The sequence below is a fragment of the Mucilaginibacter sp. PAMB04168 genome (assembly GCF_039634365.2).
Classification (GTDB): domain Bacteria; phylum Bacteroidota; class Bacteroidia; order Sphingobacteriales; family Sphingobacteriaceae; genus Mucilaginibacter.
Genome location: NZ_CP155079.2, coordinates 4,983,363 through 5,003,457 on the forward strand (window position 1 = coordinate 4,983,363; position 20,095 = coordinate 5,003,457).

17 protein-coding genes are annotated in these 20,095 nt (G+C 44.0%); 11 read left to right on the forward strand and 6 right to left on the reverse strand.

The features are described 5' to 3' along the window. Positions 1-205 precede the first annotated feature (205 nt). The gene (locus ABDD94_RS20920; protein WP_345950156.1) at positions 206-2,761 is read right to left on the reverse strand and encodes a DUF5686 family protein; all 2,556 of its coding nucleotides are present in this window, start codon (positions 2,759-2,761) and stop codon (positions 206-208) included. A gap of 331 nt (positions 2,762-3,092) precedes the next feature. Between ABDD94_RS20920 and ABDD94_RS20925 the strand changes: the two genes are divergently transcribed. From ABDD94_RS20925 to ABDD94_RS20950, 6 genes are all read left to right on the forward strand, one after another. Then, entirely contained in the window at positions 3,093-3,689 is a 597-nt protein-coding gene (locus ABDD94_RS20925; RefSeq protein ID WP_345953865.1) for a Crp/Fnr family transcriptional regulator, read from the forward strand. 176 nt (positions 3,690-3,865) lie between these two features. Beyond that, positions 3,866-4,744: a pirin family protein gene (locus tag ABDD94_RS20930; RefSeq protein ID WP_345953866.1), complete on the forward strand. Its 879-nt coding sequence runs from the start codon at positions 3,866-3,868 to the stop codon at positions 4,742-4,744. Between the two features lie 40 nt (positions 4,745-4,784). Beyond that, the gene (locus ABDD94_RS20935; protein ID WP_345953867.1) at positions 4,785-7,364 is read left to right on the forward strand and encodes a BamA/TamA family outer membrane protein; all 2,580 of its coding nucleotides are present in this window, start codon (positions 4,785-4,787) and stop codon (positions 7,362-7,364) included. Between the two features lie 116 nt (positions 7,365-7,480). Then, positions 7,481-9,838 (forward strand): GAF domain-containing protein, encoded by a 2,358-nt coding sequence (locus ABDD94_RS20940; RefSeq protein ID WP_345953868.1) that lies wholly within the window; start codon positions 7,481-7,483, stop codon positions 9,836-9,838. 252 nt (positions 9,839-10,090) lie between these two features. Then, entirely contained in the window at positions 10,091-10,645 is a 555-nt protein-coding gene (locus ABDD94_RS20945) for a hypothetical protein (protein WP_345953869.1), read from the forward strand. Between the two features lie 154 nt (positions 10,646-10,799). Then, positions 10,800-11,684 (forward strand): SDR family oxidoreductase, encoded by an 885-nt coding sequence (locus tag ABDD94_RS20950; RefSeq protein WP_345950150.1) that lies wholly within the window; start codon positions 10,800-10,802, stop codon positions 11,682-11,684. Between the two features lie 116 nt (positions 11,685-11,800). Here ABDD94_RS20950 and ABDD94_RS20955 read toward each other — a convergent pair whose 3' ends face one another. Continuing rightward, positions 11,801-12,778: a helix-turn-helix domain-containing protein gene (locus ABDD94_RS20955; protein WP_345953870.1), complete on the reverse strand. Its 978-nt coding sequence runs from the start codon at positions 12,776-12,778 to the stop codon at positions 11,801-11,803. A 132-nt stretch (positions 12,779-12,910) separates the two neighbouring features. On the opposite strand from ABDD94_RS20955, the gene ABDD94_RS20960 reads away from it, so the two are divergent. The 5 genes from ABDD94_RS20960 (at position 12,911) to ABDD94_RS20980 (ending at position 16,243) form a co-directional block, all read left to right on the forward strand. After that, positions 12,911-13,480: a dihydrofolate reductase family protein gene (locus tag ABDD94_RS20960; protein ID WP_345953871.1), complete on the forward strand. Its 570-nt coding sequence runs from the start codon at positions 12,911-12,913 to the stop codon at positions 13,478-13,480. 39 nt (positions 13,481-13,519) lie between these two features. Continuing rightward, complete coding sequence (locus ABDD94_RS20965; protein ID WP_345953872.1) at positions 13,520-13,933, forward strand: VOC family protein; 414 nt, start codon at positions 13,520-13,522, stop codon at positions 13,931-13,933. Between the two features lie 64 nt (positions 13,934-13,997). Beyond that, positions 13,998-14,435 carry a DoxX family protein gene (locus tag ABDD94_RS20970; protein ID WP_345953873.1) on the forward strand — a complete coding sequence of 146 codons (438 nt, stop codon included), beginning with the start codon at positions 13,998-14,000 and terminating at the stop codon, positions 14,433-14,435. A gap of 12 nt (positions 14,436-14,447) precedes the next feature. Continuing rightward, the gene (locus tag ABDD94_RS20975; protein WP_345953874.1) at positions 14,448-14,813 is read left to right on the forward strand and encodes a hypothetical protein; all 366 of its coding nucleotides are present in this window, start codon (positions 14,448-14,450) and stop codon (positions 14,811-14,813) included. A 242-nt stretch (positions 14,814-15,055) separates the two neighbouring features. Continuing rightward, positions 15,056-16,243, forward strand: coding sequence for a class I SAM-dependent rRNA methyltransferase (locus tag ABDD94_RS20980; RefSeq protein ID WP_345953875.1), 1,188 nt, complete (start codon positions 15,056-15,058; stop codon positions 16,241-16,243). A gap of 138 nt (positions 16,244-16,381) precedes the next feature. On the opposite strand, the gene ABDD94_RS20985 is transcribed toward ABDD94_RS20980, so the two are convergent. The 4 genes from ABDD94_RS20985 to ABDD94_RS21000 form a co-directional block, all read right to left on the reverse strand. Further along, the gene (locus ABDD94_RS20985; protein WP_345950143.1) at positions 16,382-17,155 is read right to left on the reverse strand and encodes a TerC family protein; all 774 of its coding nucleotides are present in this window, start codon (positions 17,153-17,155) and stop codon (positions 16,382-16,384) included. A gap of 92 nt (positions 17,156-17,247) precedes the next feature. After that, positions 17,248-18,609 (reverse strand): hypothetical protein, encoded by a 1,362-nt coding sequence (locus ABDD94_RS20990; protein ID WP_345953876.1) that lies wholly within the window; start codon positions 18,607-18,609, stop codon positions 17,248-17,250. Continuing rightward, entirely contained in the window at positions 18,590-19,156 is a 567-nt protein-coding gene (locus tag ABDD94_RS20995) for a hypothetical protein (protein ID WP_345950141.1), read from the reverse strand. The genes ABDD94_RS20990 and ABDD94_RS20995 overlap by 20 nt, the downstream gene beginning before the upstream one ends. Further along, on the reverse strand, positions 19,156-19,713 hold the full coding sequence (locus ABDD94_RS21000) for a sigma-70 family RNA polymerase sigma factor (protein ID WP_345953877.1): 558 nt from the start codon (positions 19,711-19,713) through the stop codon (positions 19,156-19,158). The genes ABDD94_RS20995 and ABDD94_RS21000 overlap by 1 nt, the downstream gene beginning before the upstream one ends. Positions 19,714-20,095 lie beyond the last annotated feature (382 nt).

The window sequence follows — 20,095 nt, forward strand, 5'->3', positions numbered from 1 at the left end:
TGGTTGTATAACTTAGTGAAAATGCTATTTATGGGTAGCGCTACATCAGCTAAAAAAGACCTTACTTATAAGCCCGGGATAATTCAATGAAAGTTACAACGTGAAACCGTTACAAATGTTTGATATTCAGCAAGTGGCATTATGGCATACAAAAAAGGCGGTTGGACATTCAGTCAACCGCCTCTCGTATGCAAATCAATTACTTTTAAAAGTCGAATTTCACATAGGTACGCAGACCCAGTTTTGGTGCATTAGGATTATCCAGGTAAGAGAAACGGCGTACCAGATCTAACCGGAGCACTTTAAAGATGTTACCCACACCAATACTGCCCTCCATATATGGCCCATTGCTAAGCGAATAAGTAGTAGCCTGCCCTAAGTTATTGGTTGGAAAACGCAACAGCGATGGATCACGAGCCGGGTTGTTCTCGCTGCGGACACCGCCCCATAAGCTTTTAAAGTTCACTACTTCGCGCAGCTTTAATTTACGTAAAAGTGGCACTTTGTTAAACAGAAAGCCATTGAAATTATGATCTATAGTGATACTGGCGTAGTGGTCGCTTACAAACTCCTGAAAGTTCATTAAGTTGAACGATTGGAACTGAAATGCGTAGCTCTGGTTTGCACGGTGTATATCAAGCAGCGGGAAAGGCACTTTGCCAAACAGGTAGCCACCTTCGGTGCTTACATCGGTAAAGCCCAGCTGCGACAGGTAAAAGCGCTTGCTGATGTTACCCGACAAATTTTGGTAATCATAATCGCCACCCAAAAAACCTTTTAACCCTTGGGTGTAACGCAAGGTATAAACCGGGTATTTGTCAGGTATAGGTGTGCGGTACAGTTTACCCTGATAAAATTTCTCGTGCGGTGCGTAGCGTAACTGTGCCGAAAGTTCAGTGGTGTGAATAAGGTTCACATTGTTTAAAGCGCCATTTGGCAGCAAGTTCTGAAACTCCAATGCACCGGCAGGGCTTTGATTCCACTTTTTAAAACCAATGGCATACGAGAAGTGGTTAAGATATTCCTTCACGTAATCCAGCCTTAATATATCGTTGTATAACCACTGATCGTTAGCGCCGCGTTTAAAGGATAACAAGAAGTTGCTTTCCTGTACAAACTCCAGTTCCTGACCAGGTACTTTTGTATCATGCTGAAAGCTGGCGCGGATGTAGTTTTGCGGAAATGAGTAGATAGATTTATTGTTGAGCGAATAGGTAGAGCTTAAAAAGTATTTAAACTTTTGATCGCGTGTGCCATAAGCGCCATAGGTTTCAAAATAATAGCGTTTGCTCAGCGCGGTTGTTGTGCGGCCGCCTATACGTGCACGGAAACCTTCAACCGGGTTAAAGCTATAAAAAGTATTAACCGGCCCCATCTCAAACGGACCAAAATTTTTGTAGCCAGCTAAAACCAGTGTAGCAATATCCATAGTGCGTTTAAACGATGGTATGGTTTGCAGGCTATCAATGTTCTTGTACAGGTTAGATGCAACGGCATCCAGCGAGTCGGGACGGCTGTTTGTCCAATAGTGATCGTCCTTGTCATCAAATTTTGATGCATAAACCAACGCCGGGCCATCATAAACCTCTTTTGGCCGTGGCTGGTTGATGGCAAAGTTTTTAATGGTCACTAAACGCTCGCCATAAACACCAGTGCCTTTATTTTTATTGATGCCGAACTCAATTTTCAAATTGCTTTGGCTCATGTGGTAACGTCCATCTGCATTTTTTTCGAACGAAAGCGTGGCCTGCATCTGGCGTACAAAGTTCAGGTCAATATTTTTGTTTACCGTAAGTACCGCGTTCTGAACGGCGTAGTTGCCATCCATTGTGATATATATTTTACCCTCAAATAATTTATTAATGGTATTACGCGGGGTAAAGCTCAATTCAATCAGGTTGGGCAAATGATCTTTAATAGTATCGGTAATAAAAAATTTATAATAGTTGGGCGAATGGTCGGCTATAGGGCTTAACAGTTGGTTGCTCAGTAAGGATACATTGTTATCATAAATGTTTATATCCTGGTACATGCGGTTAAAGTAGGTGGTGAGGCCCTGGTTATCTACAAACGTTTCGTCATATTTAACCTGTTTATTGGCTTCAACCACCTGCTTTTGCGCAAAAGGAACTTTACGGTAATAGTTGTCCGTAAGTTTCTCTTCCATATATAAAGGCAGCAATGTTTTACCGCCAATGGCAGTTGAATCCTGCTGGCGAAACAAAAACTGGTAATTTTTAAAGATGCGTTTGTTTTTAAACTGGTCGCTCAGGTTACTGAGCGAAAACACCATACGCTCGTACTGGCGGTACTCGGCATAGTTATAACTCTCGAGCTGATTTTGCTTTTTGTGGGCAATTACCTGGTATATCAGCTCAACAGCCGGGTTGTTTTTATTAGTATACTTTTTCTTTTTAGATGATTTTACAACCACATCACTTAGCTGGCGGCTGTCACTGGCTAAAGCAATGTTAATGGTTTGCTCCTTGCCAGCTTCTATATTTTTAAAAACAGTTTTATAACCCACATAAGTAACCCTGATCTGGTCAAACTTATCATTGGTTCGCAAGGTATAGTGGCCATTATTATCAGTTGGTACACCTTGTGTACTGCCGGCAAAGTTTACCGTAACATAGGGTAACGCCTCTTTAGTTTTGGCATCGGTAATGATACCTTTTACCACCGTGCCTTGCGCATGCAAGGCATTAAAGGCACCGGTGAGGATGACGAGTGTAAGTAATATATTAGTAAAGAATTTCATGACGCGAGTATTGATAATGCAAAGTTGTTCGATGCTGAGATGCTGCACCTTAACATTTGTTAGAAAATGTTATTGATATTTGTCAAGAGCTGCAGAGGCGGAGAAGTACCGCAGCAAGGCCGACAATTCTATCTGGAGTTAGCATAACGTTTAGATTGAACGCTGCAAAGTTGCATTGCAGACCATTATGTTTGCAATACCGCCGTGCTGGTATTACAATTGGATTATAATATCCTTACATTTGGCTTACATTTGCAGGTAACCTTTTAACAAGTAGTAAATAATTTTACCAAATTAGCAACATCATATAATCACCAACCATTCCACTCACATGTTCGAGCCGCTTTTCCACTACATTGAAAACTATTCGTCCATGACGCTTACCAAAGAGGATCAACAATTAATTCAGGATGCCTTTAAACACAAGCGGCTACGCAAAAAACAATACTATTTACAGGAAGGCGATATAAGTAAATATATTGGCTTTGTGATAAAAGGTGCCCTGCGCATGTACTCGGTAGACCAGAAAGGACATGAGCACATTGTACGCTTTGGTGTAGAGAACTGGTGGATGGGTGATTATGAGAGCTTCAACATGCTTACCCCTACCAAATTTAATATAGACGCGGTTGAAGATTCGGATCTGTTACTGGTTACCAACCCCCAAATACAAGAGCTACAGGCAAAAGTACCGGCCGTAGCAGCCATGGTACGCATGCTCGATCAACGCAGCAACATTGCTACCCAAAACCGCATACATGCCGCCATCAGTTTAACCGCCGAGGAGCGCTACCAGCATTTACAGGACACCTACCCCGGCTTTTTACAGCGCTTTCCGCAAAACATGATCGCCTCTTACCTGGGCATTTCGCCCGAAACGCTGAGTCGCATACGCAAGCATAGTATAGTCAATAAAAAAGTGGGGTGATGTTACTTGTAGCACGAACACAACACCCGGTTAGTTGTACAGTGTCTCTTTTGCTGAAAAATGCTACCGCTATTTATAACCGTTGACAAATGTCAATTGCGTTTTTTGCTATATATCATGCGCCGGCCGGCTGCTGTAGCGCACCTTTGTGAGGTTACTTCATTGCACTAACACAAATGAAAAAGAACATCACCATACAATACGGCGGTAAAAATGCTAAGGTAGATCAGTTACTGGTTAACCGTTTATTACCGCACAGTTCGTTCAGCAGCGTTGGCCCTTTTGTATTTTTAGATCATATTTACCCTACTGTATTGGCGCCGGAGATACCTTTGCCACCTAACGGGTCTTTTGCCCACCCGCACAGGGGAATTGCCACTTTTAGCTATTTACTAAGCGGCGCATTAGAGCATTTTGATAGCCGGGGCAACCACGGCATTATCGAATCGGGCGGTGCACAGTGGATGAAAGCCGGTAACGGCATTTTGCACGATGAGCAGCGAAGCGCAGCCTTTCAGCAACAAGGGGGCCTGTTTCATGGCATGCAATTTTGGATTAATTTACCTGCTAAAAACAAAGCTGAAGCGTCCGAATACAAAGCGGTACAGTCAAAAGACATACCTGAAACGCAGTTGCCCGATGATGCAGGCACCTTGCGCGTAATTATTGGTGTATGTGGTGTGGAGCAATCGCCTGTAAAAACTTACAGCAGGCAATTTATCTATCATGTCAAACTAAATCCAAAATCGGGCTTTGCCATGCCTACCAAGGCCGATTTTGAGTACGCTGCCTTTATACCAGCCAATGAGGTAAAAATAAATGATACCTTAAGCGGCAAAAGTGAATTGCTTATTTTTGATCGCAGTGATGAAAATATTGAACTTTATAATCCGGGCATCACACCGGCCGACATCATCCTGTTTGGCGGTGAGCCTTATGTAGAGCCTATGGTATCCAAAGGCCCGTTCGTGATGAATACACCGACCGAAATAGCACAGGCCTATGACGATTTTTTTGAAGGCAAATACGGCCGGATAGAATACCCTGTTAACTGATAATGCATAAATAATACAACACCTACTCAACCTTACCTATATGTTCACCAAACTCACTCTTTTAAGCACTTTAATGGCAATTGCCGCTTTAAGCCTCGCCCAAAGCCGTACTGCCCAGCCGCCAGTTGCACGGTTCAGTGACAGCGTAACTATTAAAGTACACCCTTCTTACGATAGTGTGAGTGGCATTCACCGCTGGCTGTTTGGTGAAAATTACCGTAAAGAGTGGGCTACGCCCGTTAAAGTGCCGCTTATTAAAGTATCTGAAGTTTACGGCGGTTTAAAGCCCGTACGTGAGGGTGGTGGCATGCAATCTAAATCATTGCGCCTGGTAGATAAGCAAGGCAAGGAATGGGTGATACGCAGCGTAGAGAAAACGCCTGAAAAGATTTTGCCGCCTAATTTTAAAGGCACTTTTGCGGTAGATTGGATTGATGATGCGCTGAGCAGTCAGCACCCATTTTCGGCACTGGTAGTGCCGCCCTTGGCCGATGCGGCAGGCGTACCGCATGCCAACCCAATTATTGGTGTTATGGCGCCCGATGCTGCTTTAGGTGAGTATAGCAAAGTTTTTAACGGCTTGGTAGTATTATTAGAAGAACGCGAACCTACGGGCAAATCAGACAATACGATAAAAATGATGCGGGAACTGAAGGAGGATAATGATACCCGCTTTAATTCCGAGCAATTTGTACGTGCCCGTATGCTGGACTTACTGCTGGCCGACTGGGACCGCCATGAGGACCAGTGGCGCTGGGGGTATGAAAAGAAAGGCAACCAAAAAGTGTATTACGCTGTACCGCGAGACCGCGACCAGGTGTTTCACTTAAGCGAAGGCATAGCCCCAAGCCTGGCAGCCCTGCCTTGGATCAACCCAACACTCGATCACTTTGGTGGTGATATTCCCCGGGTGCAGTACTCCCTTTTTAAAACCCGCTTTATACAGCCCTATCCTGATGGACAGATTAGCTACGCAGACTGGATGCGCCTGGCCAACGAGTTTGTAAAAGCCGAGACAGATGCCGTACTGGAAGCCGGCCTTAAACGACTGCCGCCCGAAATGTACAAGCTGCGCCATGATGAACTGTTAGCAAAACTGAAACAACGCCGCAACAATATTCCTGCGGCTATGGATAGATACTACCGCTTCATTAACGAAACCGTTGACCTGCGTACCACAGATAAGAACGAACGGATCAATATAACCGATGCCCCTAACAAAGGCATGCGGGTGCAGATTTTAAAATCAGGCAAAAGCGGTAACGTTAAGGATGCTGCTTTGCTGGATATGGTTTACAATCCGGCCATAACACGTGAGATAAGACTGTATGTAGAGGGTGGTAATGACGAGGTAGTGGTAAACAACAGTGCATCGCCCATTAAACTGCGAATTATTGGCACCAGCGGAAGTAAAACTTATAACGTGACGGAATTAGCTGGCAGTGTGAAGGTATACGGTTTAAAAGACAATGTAACCATACACGATAATGCAGGCCGGGTAAGCAGCCACTTATCGAATGATACTTCAAACACCCGCTTTGTTCAAAACAATCCATACAACGTATGGATGCCGCTGGCAACCGCAGCTATTAATGCAGATGATGGTTTTTTATTAGGGCTGGGCTTTAAGCATACCCGCCGCGAAGGCTTTCGTAAACTACCTTATGCCAGTGTGCAGCAATTACTGATTACACACTCTTTTGCAACAGAAGCTTTCCGTATACGCTATAACGGTGAATGGATTGATGCCTTTGGCAAGGCCGATTTTACCCTAAATGCCTTTGCCCAGGCACCAGATAATACGCTTAACTTTTTTGGCCGTGGTAACCAAACCGTTCTAAACAAATTTGATGGCTACCGGCGTTATTATCGCACGCGTTATGACACCTACCAGATTGATCCGGCCCTGCGCTGGCATACCGGCGAGGGAACCACCATTAGTGCAGGTCCGTCAATTCAATTTTTCCATTTGGATTTAAGCGATAACACGGGTCGTTTTATCAGTAACAGCCGCCTTATTAACTCGTATGACAGCGCTACTGTTAATAAAGACAAAGCACATGTAGGTTTATTGGTAAACTTTAACAGCAACCAACGCAATAATAACCTGCTACCTAGTAAGGGCTATTACCTTAACGTAACGCTGCAAGGCTATACCGGGCTAAACGAATATAGCAGATCTTTCATCCAGATTAAGCCCGAGTTTACTTATTATCAGAAACTAAACGCCAGCGGTTCCATTGTCGTATCAAACCGTGTGGGTGGTGGTGTAAGTATTGGCAAACCTGCCTTTTACCAATCCATGTTTTTAGGCGGGCAAGGCAACTTGTTGGGCTATCTGCAAAACCGTTTTGCGGGCGATCACATGGTGTACAATAATCTGCAGGCACGTGCTAAATTGTTTGATATTGCCAGTTATGTACTCCCGGGCCAACTAGGTATTACAGGCTTTTATGACGCAGGCCGCGTTTGGGTAAAAGGTGAAAGCTCTGATCAATGGCACACTGGTACCGGCGGCGGGCTGTACTTTTCGCCTGCCTCCTTAACCATATTTCAGTTACTGGCCGGGCACTCTAAGGAGGGTTGGTATCCCTACATTTCTCTAAACTTCAGGCTGTAAGTAGTACTGTTGTTAAATATAAGTAAACTTTCGGGGTGTTTTGCCGCTATATGGGGTGGCTAACTAACGCCGTGCTTTTATTTTGATTAATTTTGCTCAACTTATCATTAAGATATATGGGCATCGAGCAATTCGAAAATAATCCTTTTCAGCTTTGCATCTCTTTTCACCTGCTTATTGAGCACCTGGAAAAAGTTGCGAACGAAGAAAGCGGTTATGCTTCCGAGCGAGCCCAAGCCCTGCTCAAAGAAATTGAACCCTACCCTGAGCTGAGGGACGGCATTAATGATGATAAGCAGCTCCAAAAAGATTTACCTGTAATCAGGAATCTGCTGGCCGATTTGTTTCCGCCGGCTTTAACCAACAATGAGATTAAGGCCGTAACTATACCCTTTCATAGCTTACTGTTTAACCGTACGCAACGGTTAAAGAATATAATGAAAGGCGCCGGTGACCAGTTCGATGTTACTATCCGCGATTTTGATGAGCACCAGTTCTATGTGATGAGCTGCTGCCTTATCCTAAACGAACTTTATAATACACACCTTGACTTCGGCAAGCCGATGTTTTACGATATTCCTACCGCTGAGGGCATTATAAAACATTACCGCATTTTGTACAATGCCGATTTTTTAGATATCATTCCTACCGAAAAATCACGTAAGCTGACAGCGCAAGAGATTGATACGCTCATCAATAATTATGATGATCTTAGCTTGTGGATGGAAATGTTCCCGCCGGGAAGTTATATTCTGAAAGGTTTTGCCATACTCAGCATGTTCGATGCTACTATTGAAAACGCTGTATCGGTACTGAAAGGCACACTGTTAACCACCCTGAACGATGTGAACGTAGAGCAGGATTTTGAGTCCATCTTCCGTTCCATTTATAAGATCCCTGATCTTAACGTGGGTTTTACTGCTTTTGACCCTGAAGAAAATAAGTTTAGCAGCATTGCCAACATGCGCAAAATAAAAAGCTACATGCTGAATGACAGCCTGGAGGCGATTTGCACAGACATACTGGGACCAAAATCATACAAAGCCATTATGGGCAAAAGCGAGTTTTTTGCCATATCTAACAGCAAGAAATTCTTTTTAGAACATCCGGATAGTGAACTGGCGCACCAGTTCCTGAAACAAAATATCCAAAGCTTTATCCTGGCGCCGGTAATGAAAGATGGCTTGTTGCTGGGCATCCTGGAACTGGCCTCGCACCGGCCGGGCGAACTGAATAGTGTGAACGCCCACAAACTGGAAGTGGTGATGCCGTTTTTGGTAAATACCATAGACAGACAAATATCTTTCAGGCAAAACCGTATACAGGCTGTAATACAAAACGAGTACACCACCCTGCACCCGAGCGTACAATGGAAATTCCGCAAGGAGGCACAAAAATATATTGAACGGCGCGACAATCACCGCGATTATGAACTGCGCGAAGTAGTGTTCGAAAACGTTTATCCGCTTTACGGGCAAATCGACATCAAAGGCTCTTCCGACTTGCGGAACCGCAGCACACAAAAGGATCTGAACAACCAGCTTGAAGCTGTAATCAGTATTGTGAAGCAGCTATACAGCGTTGAAAAGAAAGCAGCTGCCTACCTGCAAAAGCTACAGGAGTACAAACTGCTTACCGCTGATCTATCTGCCCTTATCCGGGCAGATGTGGAGCAGCATATCCAAAACTTTATTGAAGGAAAGGTTCATCCCCTGCTGCAACGTTTTTTAGATAACGAGCAGTTTAAAGCCGAAATTGAGGATTACTTTAAACAACTGGATAAGAGCAAAGGCAGTTACTATACTTATCGCCGCAAATATGATGATACGGTATCAACCATTAATCAAAAAATGGCTACCATGTTGGATGAAATGCAAGTGGCAGCCCAACAAATTTTTCCGCACTATTACGAGCGCTTTAAAACGGATGGTGTTGAACATAACCTGTACATTGGTGCATCCATTACGCCTAACAGGGCATTTTTACCGGCACACTTCCATAACCTACGCTTTTGGCAGCTGCAGACCTTATGCGAAATGGAGCGTGCTCATCATCAGTACAAAGACTCGCTCCCTTACCAGCTTGATGTAACCACGCTCATTTTAGCTTATAGCACCACCTTATCCATCCGTTTTAGGATGGATGAAAAACGTTTTGATGTAGACGGCACCTACAATGCCCGTTTCGAAATCGTAAAAAAACGGATTGATAAAGCTTACATCAAAGGCACCCGCGAACGCATTACACAGGCAGGCAAAATTGCCATTGTTTATGCCAGCGATACTGAGGAAAAAGAATACCGCGATCACATCAGGCAATTGCAGGCTAAAGGCATACTGGCCGAGCATATTGAGGATATAGAGATAGAAGATCTGCAAAGCATATCGGGTCTTAAAGCGTTGCGGGTACAAATACTGCATTATACTCCTGTTGAAACGCCGGATGCCTTGACAAATATCAACCGCACTTTTTGATATCTGTCATAGTTTAGGGCTGTCAGTTATGGCACCTTTGTATTATAACATTTATACAAAAGGCCATGAAACTTATCTCACATCTAATTGCCATTAGCTTGCCCAACGCCGATCCGTTGCAGATTGCAGCAGCTCTAACGGTAGGCTTAATTTATATTAGAAGGCTGGTGCGTTAATGGCATAATTTTAAAGCTGCTGCAACTATTACGCTCTAAGCTTCGTCTTGCTGGTGTAAATATCTATTAACATCGCATGAAACTTAACCTAACATCTCTTAAAACAACAGTTTTGCTTACCGCATTTACGCTGCTTACTGCCTTTGCAGCACAAGGTCAGGATAAAATCAAAACTATAGGAAATAAGCCACGAACCGGATCCAGCAATGCAACCTTTGCGGTGGCAAAAGGCCAACAGATTGGCGTCAAAATGAACGCAGGCAACAAACCTGTACAACTGCTTAACCTTAATTTCGGCTCCCAAAACGATAACCGCGACAGCTTGGGTTTCAAAGTTAACGTTTATGATTTTAGCAGCAATGCACCCGGTGACAACCTCATAAAACAAGACATCATTGCCTATATACCACACGGTAATAACAGGATAAATGTTGACCTTGCACCCTACAATATTAGAGCAAAAGGTGCCATATTGGTAGCCATTGAGTGGCTAACTACTCACAAAGGCTCAGAGCCTCATTTTTTTATTGGTTTATTTAACGGCGGCACCTACCGTAATGAAGGCGCCGAATGGAAAAAAATGGCAGTGGCTGGTGTAGACTTTAATATTCAAGTAAAACAGCTCCAGTAGAAAGCAATATCGTATATCAATTTGGAGCCGGACTTTATGTAAGTCTGGCTTTTTATTTCAACGAGGCCAACACCTTATTTTCTTTTTGCGAAAACTATTTGCCTGCCCGGTGTTAAATCCATATAGCAAAACAGTGTATAAAACATTATCTATTATGGAAAACACAAGCAATCAAGACCCTCAGAAAAAGTATACCAGTGAGCCTTTTCCGGAACAGGAACAGAATGTACCCGGAACGCTGGACGAAATGCAACCCAAAGTTGATCATGGCGAGACCTCTTATAAAGGTACAGGCAAGCTGCAAGGCCGTAAAGCCATTATTACCGGCGGCGACTCGGGAATTGGCCGGGCTGTAGCCATTGCATTCGCCCGCGAAGGCGCTGATGTGCTCATAGCTTACTTAAACGAAGATAAAGACGCGCAGGATACTGCAAAATATATAGAAGAAGCAGGCAGAAAAGCGGTGCTGGTGCCCGGCGATATTAGTGAAGAAGCGCAATGCAAAAAAATTATCGACACGGCTGTTGCCGAGTTTGGCCAGATAGATATTTTGGTGAACAATGCTGCGTTCCAAATGTCGAGAGAATCATTGCAGGAAGTATCAAGCGAGGAGTGGGACCGTACGTTTAAAACCAACATTTACCCTATGTTTTACTTGTGCAAAATGGCTGAGGAACATATGAAACCCGGTAGCACGGTCATCAATACCACATCGGTTAATGCTTATAAGCCAAGGCCTACCCTTATTGCTTACGCCTCTACTAAGGGCGCTATTCAAAACTTTACGGCTAACATGGCACAATTATGGGCCGAAAAGGGCATCCGCGTAAACTGTGTAGCACCAGGCCCCATCTGGACGCCGCTCATCCCATCAACCATGAGCCCTGATGAAGTTAAATCATTTGGGCAGGATGTGCCGCTGGGCCGCGCTGGTCAGCCGGTAGAACTGGCCCCGGCCTATGTGTTACTCGCCTCAGAAGATTCGAGCTATATGACAGGTTCCACCATCCAGGTAACGGGTGGTTCTCCAACGATATAGTGAGTTGCTACTGTTGGCTGTTACTTAGCTAAGCAAAGGCAATAAAACAACAAAAGCTTTCATTCCTCACTACGTTTGGGATGAAAGCTTTTGTTTATTAGTCTGTAGAATTGATGCTACGCCGCTACCTCGCGCTGGTACTTGTTACGGTACTCAATAGGTGATAAGCCGGTAATGCGTTTAAAGGTAGTCCGGAAGGCTTTGGTATCGGTATAACCTACATTATACATTACTTCATTCACGTTCTCGCGCGTGTTTTCTAAACTCATTTTGGCGGCTTCTATTTTTACACGCTGTATATACTCTATCACAGTATTGGCAGTAGCCTTTTTAAAGCGCCGTTCCAAATTACGCCGGCCTAAGGCAAACATGGAAGCTAATTGCTCTACCGTAATTTTTTCCTGGTAGTTGTTCTCAATAAATTCCTGCGCTTTTTTGATCGGATCATCGGCATGATCTTTCTGCCCCTGAAAGATGATAAACGGCGATTGGCTGCTGCGTTCCATTTCAATAGCAAACACTTTTGAACTCAGCACGGCCATTTCGCGGCCGGCATACTTCTCAATCAGGTATAAAATAAGATTTAGATAAGAAAACGCCCCTCCGCTTGAATAAATGCCCTGCTCGTCGGTGATGATCTTTTCGGTTACCAGCTCCACATCCGGGAACATGCGTTTAAAATCATTTGCAGCCATCCAGTGGGTCGCACATTTTTTGCCCGTAAGCAAGCCGGTTGAAGCCAGCAAAAATGCGCCCATGCACAAACTGGCCACTTCGGCGCCGTTTTGATACTGCTTAATAATCCAGGGGATAAATTCTTTATTATTTTCTACAGCACGGGTAATCTCACCATCTAAAGCTGGGATAATAATGAGATCTGTTTTTTTCACATCATCAAGCACCACATTGGTATTCACCGTAAATAAGCCACCTGTAATGGGCGTAGCTTTATCTAGCCCCACCAGCTCAACCTTAAATACAGGGGCCAGCCCTTTGGCGGCAAAAAAATGATTCACTTGCGTGAGTAATTGTCTTGAGCCTTCCAGGCTTCCCAGAATAGCTCCTTTAGGTACTAAGATTGAAATGTGCTTCATGCTATCAAATCTAAGTGAAAGTATTGTCGCAATCAACCCCTTAAATTGCCGTAATTTACACCTACAGCAACCACCTGTTACCTATAACTTTGTTTTGTTGGTTAGCTAATGCACTGGCTAACTGTTACAAGCATGCGCAAATTAGTACTCTCCATAAACATCACGATGGATGGCCTGATGGCCGGCCCCCACGGTGAACTGGACTGGCACTATGCACACTGGAGTGATGAAATGGCCCTGGAAAGTAATCGCCACTTGCAATTAATGGGTGCCATTATAGTAGGCAGGGTTACTTACGAGGCCATGGTGAGATATTGGTCGCAGGTGGCGGTAAGCCCTTTAACGTCTGACAGAGACAGGAGCTATGCCCACTTAATTTGCGGTTTGCCTAAAATTGTGTTTTCCTACACAATGCAAGAGCTGAGCAAACCGCAATCTAAACTGGCTAAAGGCCGGCTGGTTGACGAGGTAATGTACCTGAAGCACCAAGCGGGTAAAGATATTATATCATGGGGTGGTATAAACATGGCGCATGCCTTAATTGAAGCTGACCTGGTTGATGAATACTGGCTTTGGGTAGCGCCTGTAATATTGCAAGAGGGCGTGCCTTTATTCATTAACCTGCAACGAAGGCAACGTCTCAAGCTCATTAAAATGCATGCATTTAGCAATGGTGTAACGCTATTTAAATACCAAGTATAAAACCGATTTACAAGATTATTAACACTAAATTTAAAACACATGAAACGTATTGATGCTTACCTTTTTTTTGAAGACAACTGCCGCGAGGCTATGACCTTTTACCATGAGTGCTTTGGTGGAGAACTGTTTATGCAGTCTGTTGGCGATACACCGGCCGCCAGCCACATGCCGCCACATATGAGTAACTTTATAATGCATGCCAGCATTAAGAACGAGAATGTTATCTTAATGGCGTCCGACAACTGCATGGGCCAGCCTATTATAAAAGGCAAGGATGTAAGTCTGGCTATATCATGTAATAGTGTAGAGGAGTTGAATGATCTGTTTGCCAGGCTTTGTGCAGGTGGTAAAGTAATTAGCCAGCCCAAGCTTGAGTTTTGGGGTGATACGTTTGGCTCATTAGTAGATAGGTACGGCTTTAATTGGATGCTGTTTCACAATGCCAACCAATAGCTTTTACCTATAGGAATTAATACTTAAATTAAATAAACCTTATTGCAATTTAACTCCTAATGATATGAAGAAGATCACAATTATTTACTGGATATTAACCGGCTTGTTCACTTTTGTAATGCTGGGCTCAGCCATACCCGATGTATTAATGATGGATTTGGCTAAGCAAGGCTTTGCCGAAATACAACTGCCGGCATACCTGCTTCCTTTTGTAGGTGTAGCAAAGGTGTTAGGCGTAATAGCCATACTGGTACCTGGCTATCCGCGTGTAAAGGAATGGGCTTACGCCGGCTTAACTTATGATTTGCTTGGCGCCATTTATTCCGTTGCCGCATCCGGCAAACCGGCAAAAGACTGGGCACCTATGTTTGTGCTGATTGCACTGGCAGCAGGCGCCTACATCTATTACCATAAAAAGCTAAAAGCCGACATCTTAAAAAAAACCAACAACAGCCTGCCAGGCAACCAGTCAACGGCAGGCTTCGATACATCGTTTGTATAAATAGTACTATATATGGTTGCTCTAGAGCAAAACACCAAGCAGCCTATATTACATACTGGCTGCGCCCAACCTTACGTGGCTATACCTGTGCAACTCACCTTAAACGAGTGGCACAAATTAGATATACTGGCAAGTGAGCTAACAGAATGGCTTACTTGCCAGCGTACGCCGGTAACCGGCCCCTTATTTTATCGATATTTAAGGGTAAATAACATAGACAAAAGCTATAGCCTCGAAGTTGGCTTCCCAATCAGTGAACCTGCGCCCGGCAACGGGTATATCATCGCCGGAACAATTCCTGATGGAACTTTTGCAACTCTGGTTCATTGTGGTTACCCAAAAGGTATAGCCCACACCTATTCCTTGTTGCATAATTAGGCTGCCGGGCAAGGCATCCAGTTTAAAATGCATCGTGCTGGTGAATGCGAACACTGGGCGGGCCGCTTTGAATTTCACCTTACAGAGCCGGCCGGCCAGTTTAACGGCCCAGACTGCCGCACAGCTGTCGCTTTACTCTTAGCATAGCTTTAAGCTAAAAACAGACAATTTACTGTATACCTCTCTAACAAAAAAGACCTTGTGTTGAAATCATTTAAGCCCGGCTGTGTATCTTTGCCAGCATGTTTGAGGTGATACTGAAGAAAGGTAAAGAAAAAGCGGTACTGCAGCGCCATCCCTGGGTATTTTCGGGTGCCATTGAGCGGGTAAAGGGCAAGCCTGCCAACGGCGATGTAGTGAAACTAATAGATGCGCAAGGCCGCTTTATGGCTTACGGATTTTATAACGACCAATCGCGCGTGGCATTGCGCCTTTTGGAATGGGACGAGAATACGCCGATTGATGAGAACTGGTTTCGTAGAAAAGTGGCTATTGCTGTTGAAAGCCGTAACTATGTATTACAATCGGGCAAAACCGATACCTGCCGCCTCATTTTCAGCGAAGCCGATTACCTGCCCGGACTAATTGTGGACAAGTATGCCGATTACTTATCGTTACAAATACTTACCTCAGGTATTCAAAACAACCTTTCTGTAATAATTGATGAGCTGCAGCGCCTGCTACAGCCTAAAGGCATATACGATAAAAGTGATGCCACTTCACGTGCGCACGAGGGATTAGCCACTACCAATGAGGTGTTGGCCGGCAGCCCGCCGCCCGAGCTGGTAGAGGTTAAAGAGAACGATATTACATACGTTATTAATATTGCCGAAGGCCAAAAGTCTGGCTTTTACTGCGATCAGCGCGATAACCGCCATATACTAGCCAGCCATGCAGCAGGCAAGAAGGTACTGGATTGCTTTAGCTATACAGGCGGTTTTACGTTGAACAGCCTCAAACAAGGCGCTGCCTTTGTAACCAGTGTTGATAGCTCCGCACTGGCTATTGAGACGTTGAGAAAGAATATTGAATTGAACGGCCTTGATGCCGCCAGGCACGCAGCCGTACAATCGGATGTTAACAAACAACTGCGGCGCTTTAAAGAGGATGGCGAAATGTTTGATGTGATCGTGCTCGACCCACCCAAATATGCCCCATCACGCTCGGCGCTTGACCGTGCCTCACGAGCTTATAAAGACCTGAACCGCATAGCTATGCTACTGCTGAATAAGGGCGGCTTACTGGCTACCTTCTCCTGTTCGGGGGCTATGGATATTGATACGTTTAAACAGGTACTGGCCTGGGCCGCACTGGATGCCGGCAAGCAGGTACAGTTCATTAACCAGTTCTGCCAACCCGAAGACCACCCGGTACGGGCATCGTTTCCGGAGGGTGAATATTTGAAGGGTTTGCTGTGCCGGGTTATTTAGTTATGATTTATACAAACTAAACTGAGATTGGCCAGATATAAATTTTTAAAGCTGCTAACTATACCTCTCCGAGGAGGCATAGTTAGCAGCTCTAATTTCTTATTTAATATAAAGGGAGTGAAACAAACCCAGCCTCCTTTACCTTGGCCTATTAATGGTAACGGCCTTCTTTTCTCTTTTAGATTTAGCTTTCAGGTTAAGTAACTCCACCAGAATAGCAAAGGCCATTGAGAAATAAATATACCCTTTAGGTATTTCCTGATCAAATGCTTCTGCAAGCAGCGATACGCCTATCAATAACAGGAACGACAGCGCCAGCATTTTGACAGTAGGCCGGTTGTTCACAAAGGTGGCTATAGGCCCTGCAGCCCACATCATAATACCTACCGAAACAACTACGGCGGCAATCATCACCTCCACATGATCGGCCAAACCCACGGCGGTAATAACCGAATCAAGCGAGAAAACAATATCCAAAAGCATTATTTGCACTATAGCACCCCAGAATGAATGCGGCTTGGTATCTTCCTCGCCTTGCTCATCATGGTCTATATTCTCGTGTATTTCATGACTGCTTTTATAAATCAGAAATAAACCGCCCACCAGCAGGATTAAATCCCGGCCTGAAAGCGACAAACGCTCCACCCACTCTGCATTGGTAATGTTCACTAAAGAGGCCAGATTAATGAATGGATTTGTAAGCTTCATTATCCAGCTAATAGATAACAGGAGCAAAACACGGGTAATCATGGCTCCGGCCAGTCCTAACTTACGTGCTTTACCTTGTTCGGCCACTGGCAGCTTACCGGCTTGTATTGAAATAAAAATGATGTTATCAATACCGAGTACAATCTCGAGCAGAGTTAGCGTAGCCAGCGATACCCAGGCTTCGGCATCCGTTAGTAGTTCCATTGCTTAAAAGTAGATTTGTTACGGGCTAAAAGTAACAAAACCCTTGCCGCAATCGACAAGGGTTTTCAAAAATATATCAAAATCACTTAATCTTAGTCGAATTTAACGCTGGCGTAGCTCGATTTAATGGTGATCACCCTATCTGAATTTCCTTTATTTACCTGGCCTTTAAAGGTACGGGTTGAGGTAAAATGACGGTCATTGTCTGCAGGGGTGCGGCTAATTACTTTAACAGCACTATCGTTATAATCGAAGCTACCAAAGCGGGTGGTTACATCAAAGTCGTAGCTGTCTTTAACGCCTAAGTTCACTTTAGTAAATTGCGCATCTACATTAATGTTTTTACAGTTTTTGTCTACCGTTGTTACAGTAACACCGTCGCCATAACGTGCCGAGATATCGCCCGAAGACTTCAGTTTATCTACGTTCATCGAACCGAAACTTATCTTGGCTCTCAGCTTGTCGGCAGTTCCTAAAATCAGTTTTCCATAACTTACGTTTACATCTCCACTGTACATAGAGGCAATTTTAGCATCTCCAAAGCTTACCTTAATATCGTTTTCGGGGTGGGTTAATTGCTGAGACACCAATGTGCCATAAGATAACTTTAAATTCACCCGGCCTGATAAATCGGGCAGCATAACGCCGCCAAACTTATTGGTAAGATCGAGCTGGCTTTTAGCAGGCATGTAAACCACATAATTTACCTCCAGCTTGCTGGTATGGCTTTTGCCGCCATTAAACCAGGTGCCAATAACAAAGGTGTGGTTGCCGGTTGTATTGCGCTCAATGGTGGTTTTAAATGACACTACCGAGTTTTCTTTGCTATCGCTGATCGTAATCTTATCCAGCATTTTTTGCGCGTCCTCTTCCTCATTGGCATAAGCCTTCATCTGCACATCAACCTTTATTTCGTTCTTGGTCCAGGTGTTAACCGTTACCTTACCGTAGGTGTTGTTAATTTCCAGCTTGTCATTAGCATCAACCGAATAGCTTTTGCTGTAAGCTTTGCTCTTTTCCTTCAGCTCACCGCTTTGCACTTTCTCCTTTAATGTCTTATCATCAAAGTTAAAGTTGTAATTAAAAGTACTTGTTGACGCCCTTGACAGGTCGGGTGTACGAAATGTTTTTGGAGAAATGCCAATGTTTGGTGACACTATTACGCCCAGCCCTTTGCTCAGGCCGCTTACATTAAGCTCATTGGTATATACCAAAGCCTGGCTGCTTAATTCTTTAGACAGCTTTTGCAGTTCAACTGATTTTTCTTTCAGCTTTTGTACCTGCATTTTGCTGATTTCCTTTTGCAGATCGCGCATTTGCTCCTGCAATTTTTCCATCTTTTTATCAAATTCTTTCTCGTCTTCGGCTTTATTTTTTTGTGCAAAGCTACCCTGAGCAACAGCGAATAAGCCGCATAACAAAAGCAGTTTGGCGTTAAATATTTTTGATTTCATTGTTGGGTTCGTTTTTACTTCCTTTAAACTGTTCTATTACTTCTAATTGCTGATTGAGCACCTCGGCTTGTATTTGCAAGTTCCGGATCATTGCACGTAAAACACGCTCCTGGTTAGGGCTGGTAACTAAATCATGCTTTAGTCTTTTATAAGATGCTTCCATCTTGTCAATCTCGCCGCTAAACTCCTGGTAAAGCTGCGGATCGCCTTTCGTTAATTCTTTTAACTCGGTACGCTTGGTTTCAATAAGCGAGGTATATTGTACCTGCTGTTTAGCATACTCTGGATTTATGGCCGCCAAATCAACACCGGCTGTTTTGCCACTGCGTAAGTAAAAGCTAAAACCTATACCCATCACTACAATAATAATGGCGGCTACCCGCAATACAAAACCTAAAGAAAAGGTTTTGGCTTCACGCTTCTTTGGCATCTCAACTACAGGTGCCTCCATGTTTTCTTCAATGCGGCTCCATATATCCGCGCGTGGTTCCAGGTCATCAAACTCTTCGCGGTTGGCTCTGATAAAATCTTCTAATCGCTTGCTCATTATGCTACTCCTTTTATTCTTAACACTTCGCTCAGTTTCCTTTTAGCTCTCAAAAATTGTGTTCTTGAGGTGTTTTCGGTAATATTCAAAATTTGTCCTATCTCTTCGTGGTCATATCCCTCCAGCAGGTATAATGATAAAACCACACGGTAACCTTCGGGCAAGAGTTTAATAGCTTCTTTAACCTGCGCTACCTTATATTGTACATCTTCATCATCATATTGCTCATCGTCGGCAATATTTTCCAGCTGTTCACTTTCCATCTCCACCCATTCCAGCTTACGTTTACGCAACAGGTTAATGGAGCGGTTTACCACTATTTGTTTAAGCCACAGACCGAAAGTGGTTTCCTGTCTAAAATCCTTCACCTTGTTAAAGGCATCTAAAAAGGATTCCTGAAGCACATCTTCAGCCTCGTCCATATTATTCAATATCCGGAATGCCACGTTTAACATGGCCTTCGAATAAAGACGATACAATTCATAGCAGGCTTTTTTATTCCCCTGCTTGCAATCAACCACCAGTTGATAATGCTTGTCGATGTATAAGGCTTCCAATTGTGATTAGCTTTCGAGTTAATAGACGCAGCATTTTTCACAACGTTGCACGTACGTTAAAAAAACATACACTATTTTTAAAGCAAGTGTTAAGTTAGTAATTATTAACAGGGCATTTAAGCGCTTTTTACAAGAACCTAACTACAAAAATGATCATTCGTTATGCTGATTGTGATGCTGCCCTGTTAAATCAGCTTTACGCCAAGTGCCTGCAAGCCATGGCCGCAAGGTTGCTATCTGCTGCCATATTAGCGAAGTTGGTTGGCTAAGCCGGCAGTTACAGAATTTCTGAAGGAATACTATTTGTCACGTCCAGAAGAAATGCCAAACACGGCAATCGCCGTAGCGCAATTGAACAAGTTATTAACGGAAAGTCCTGCGC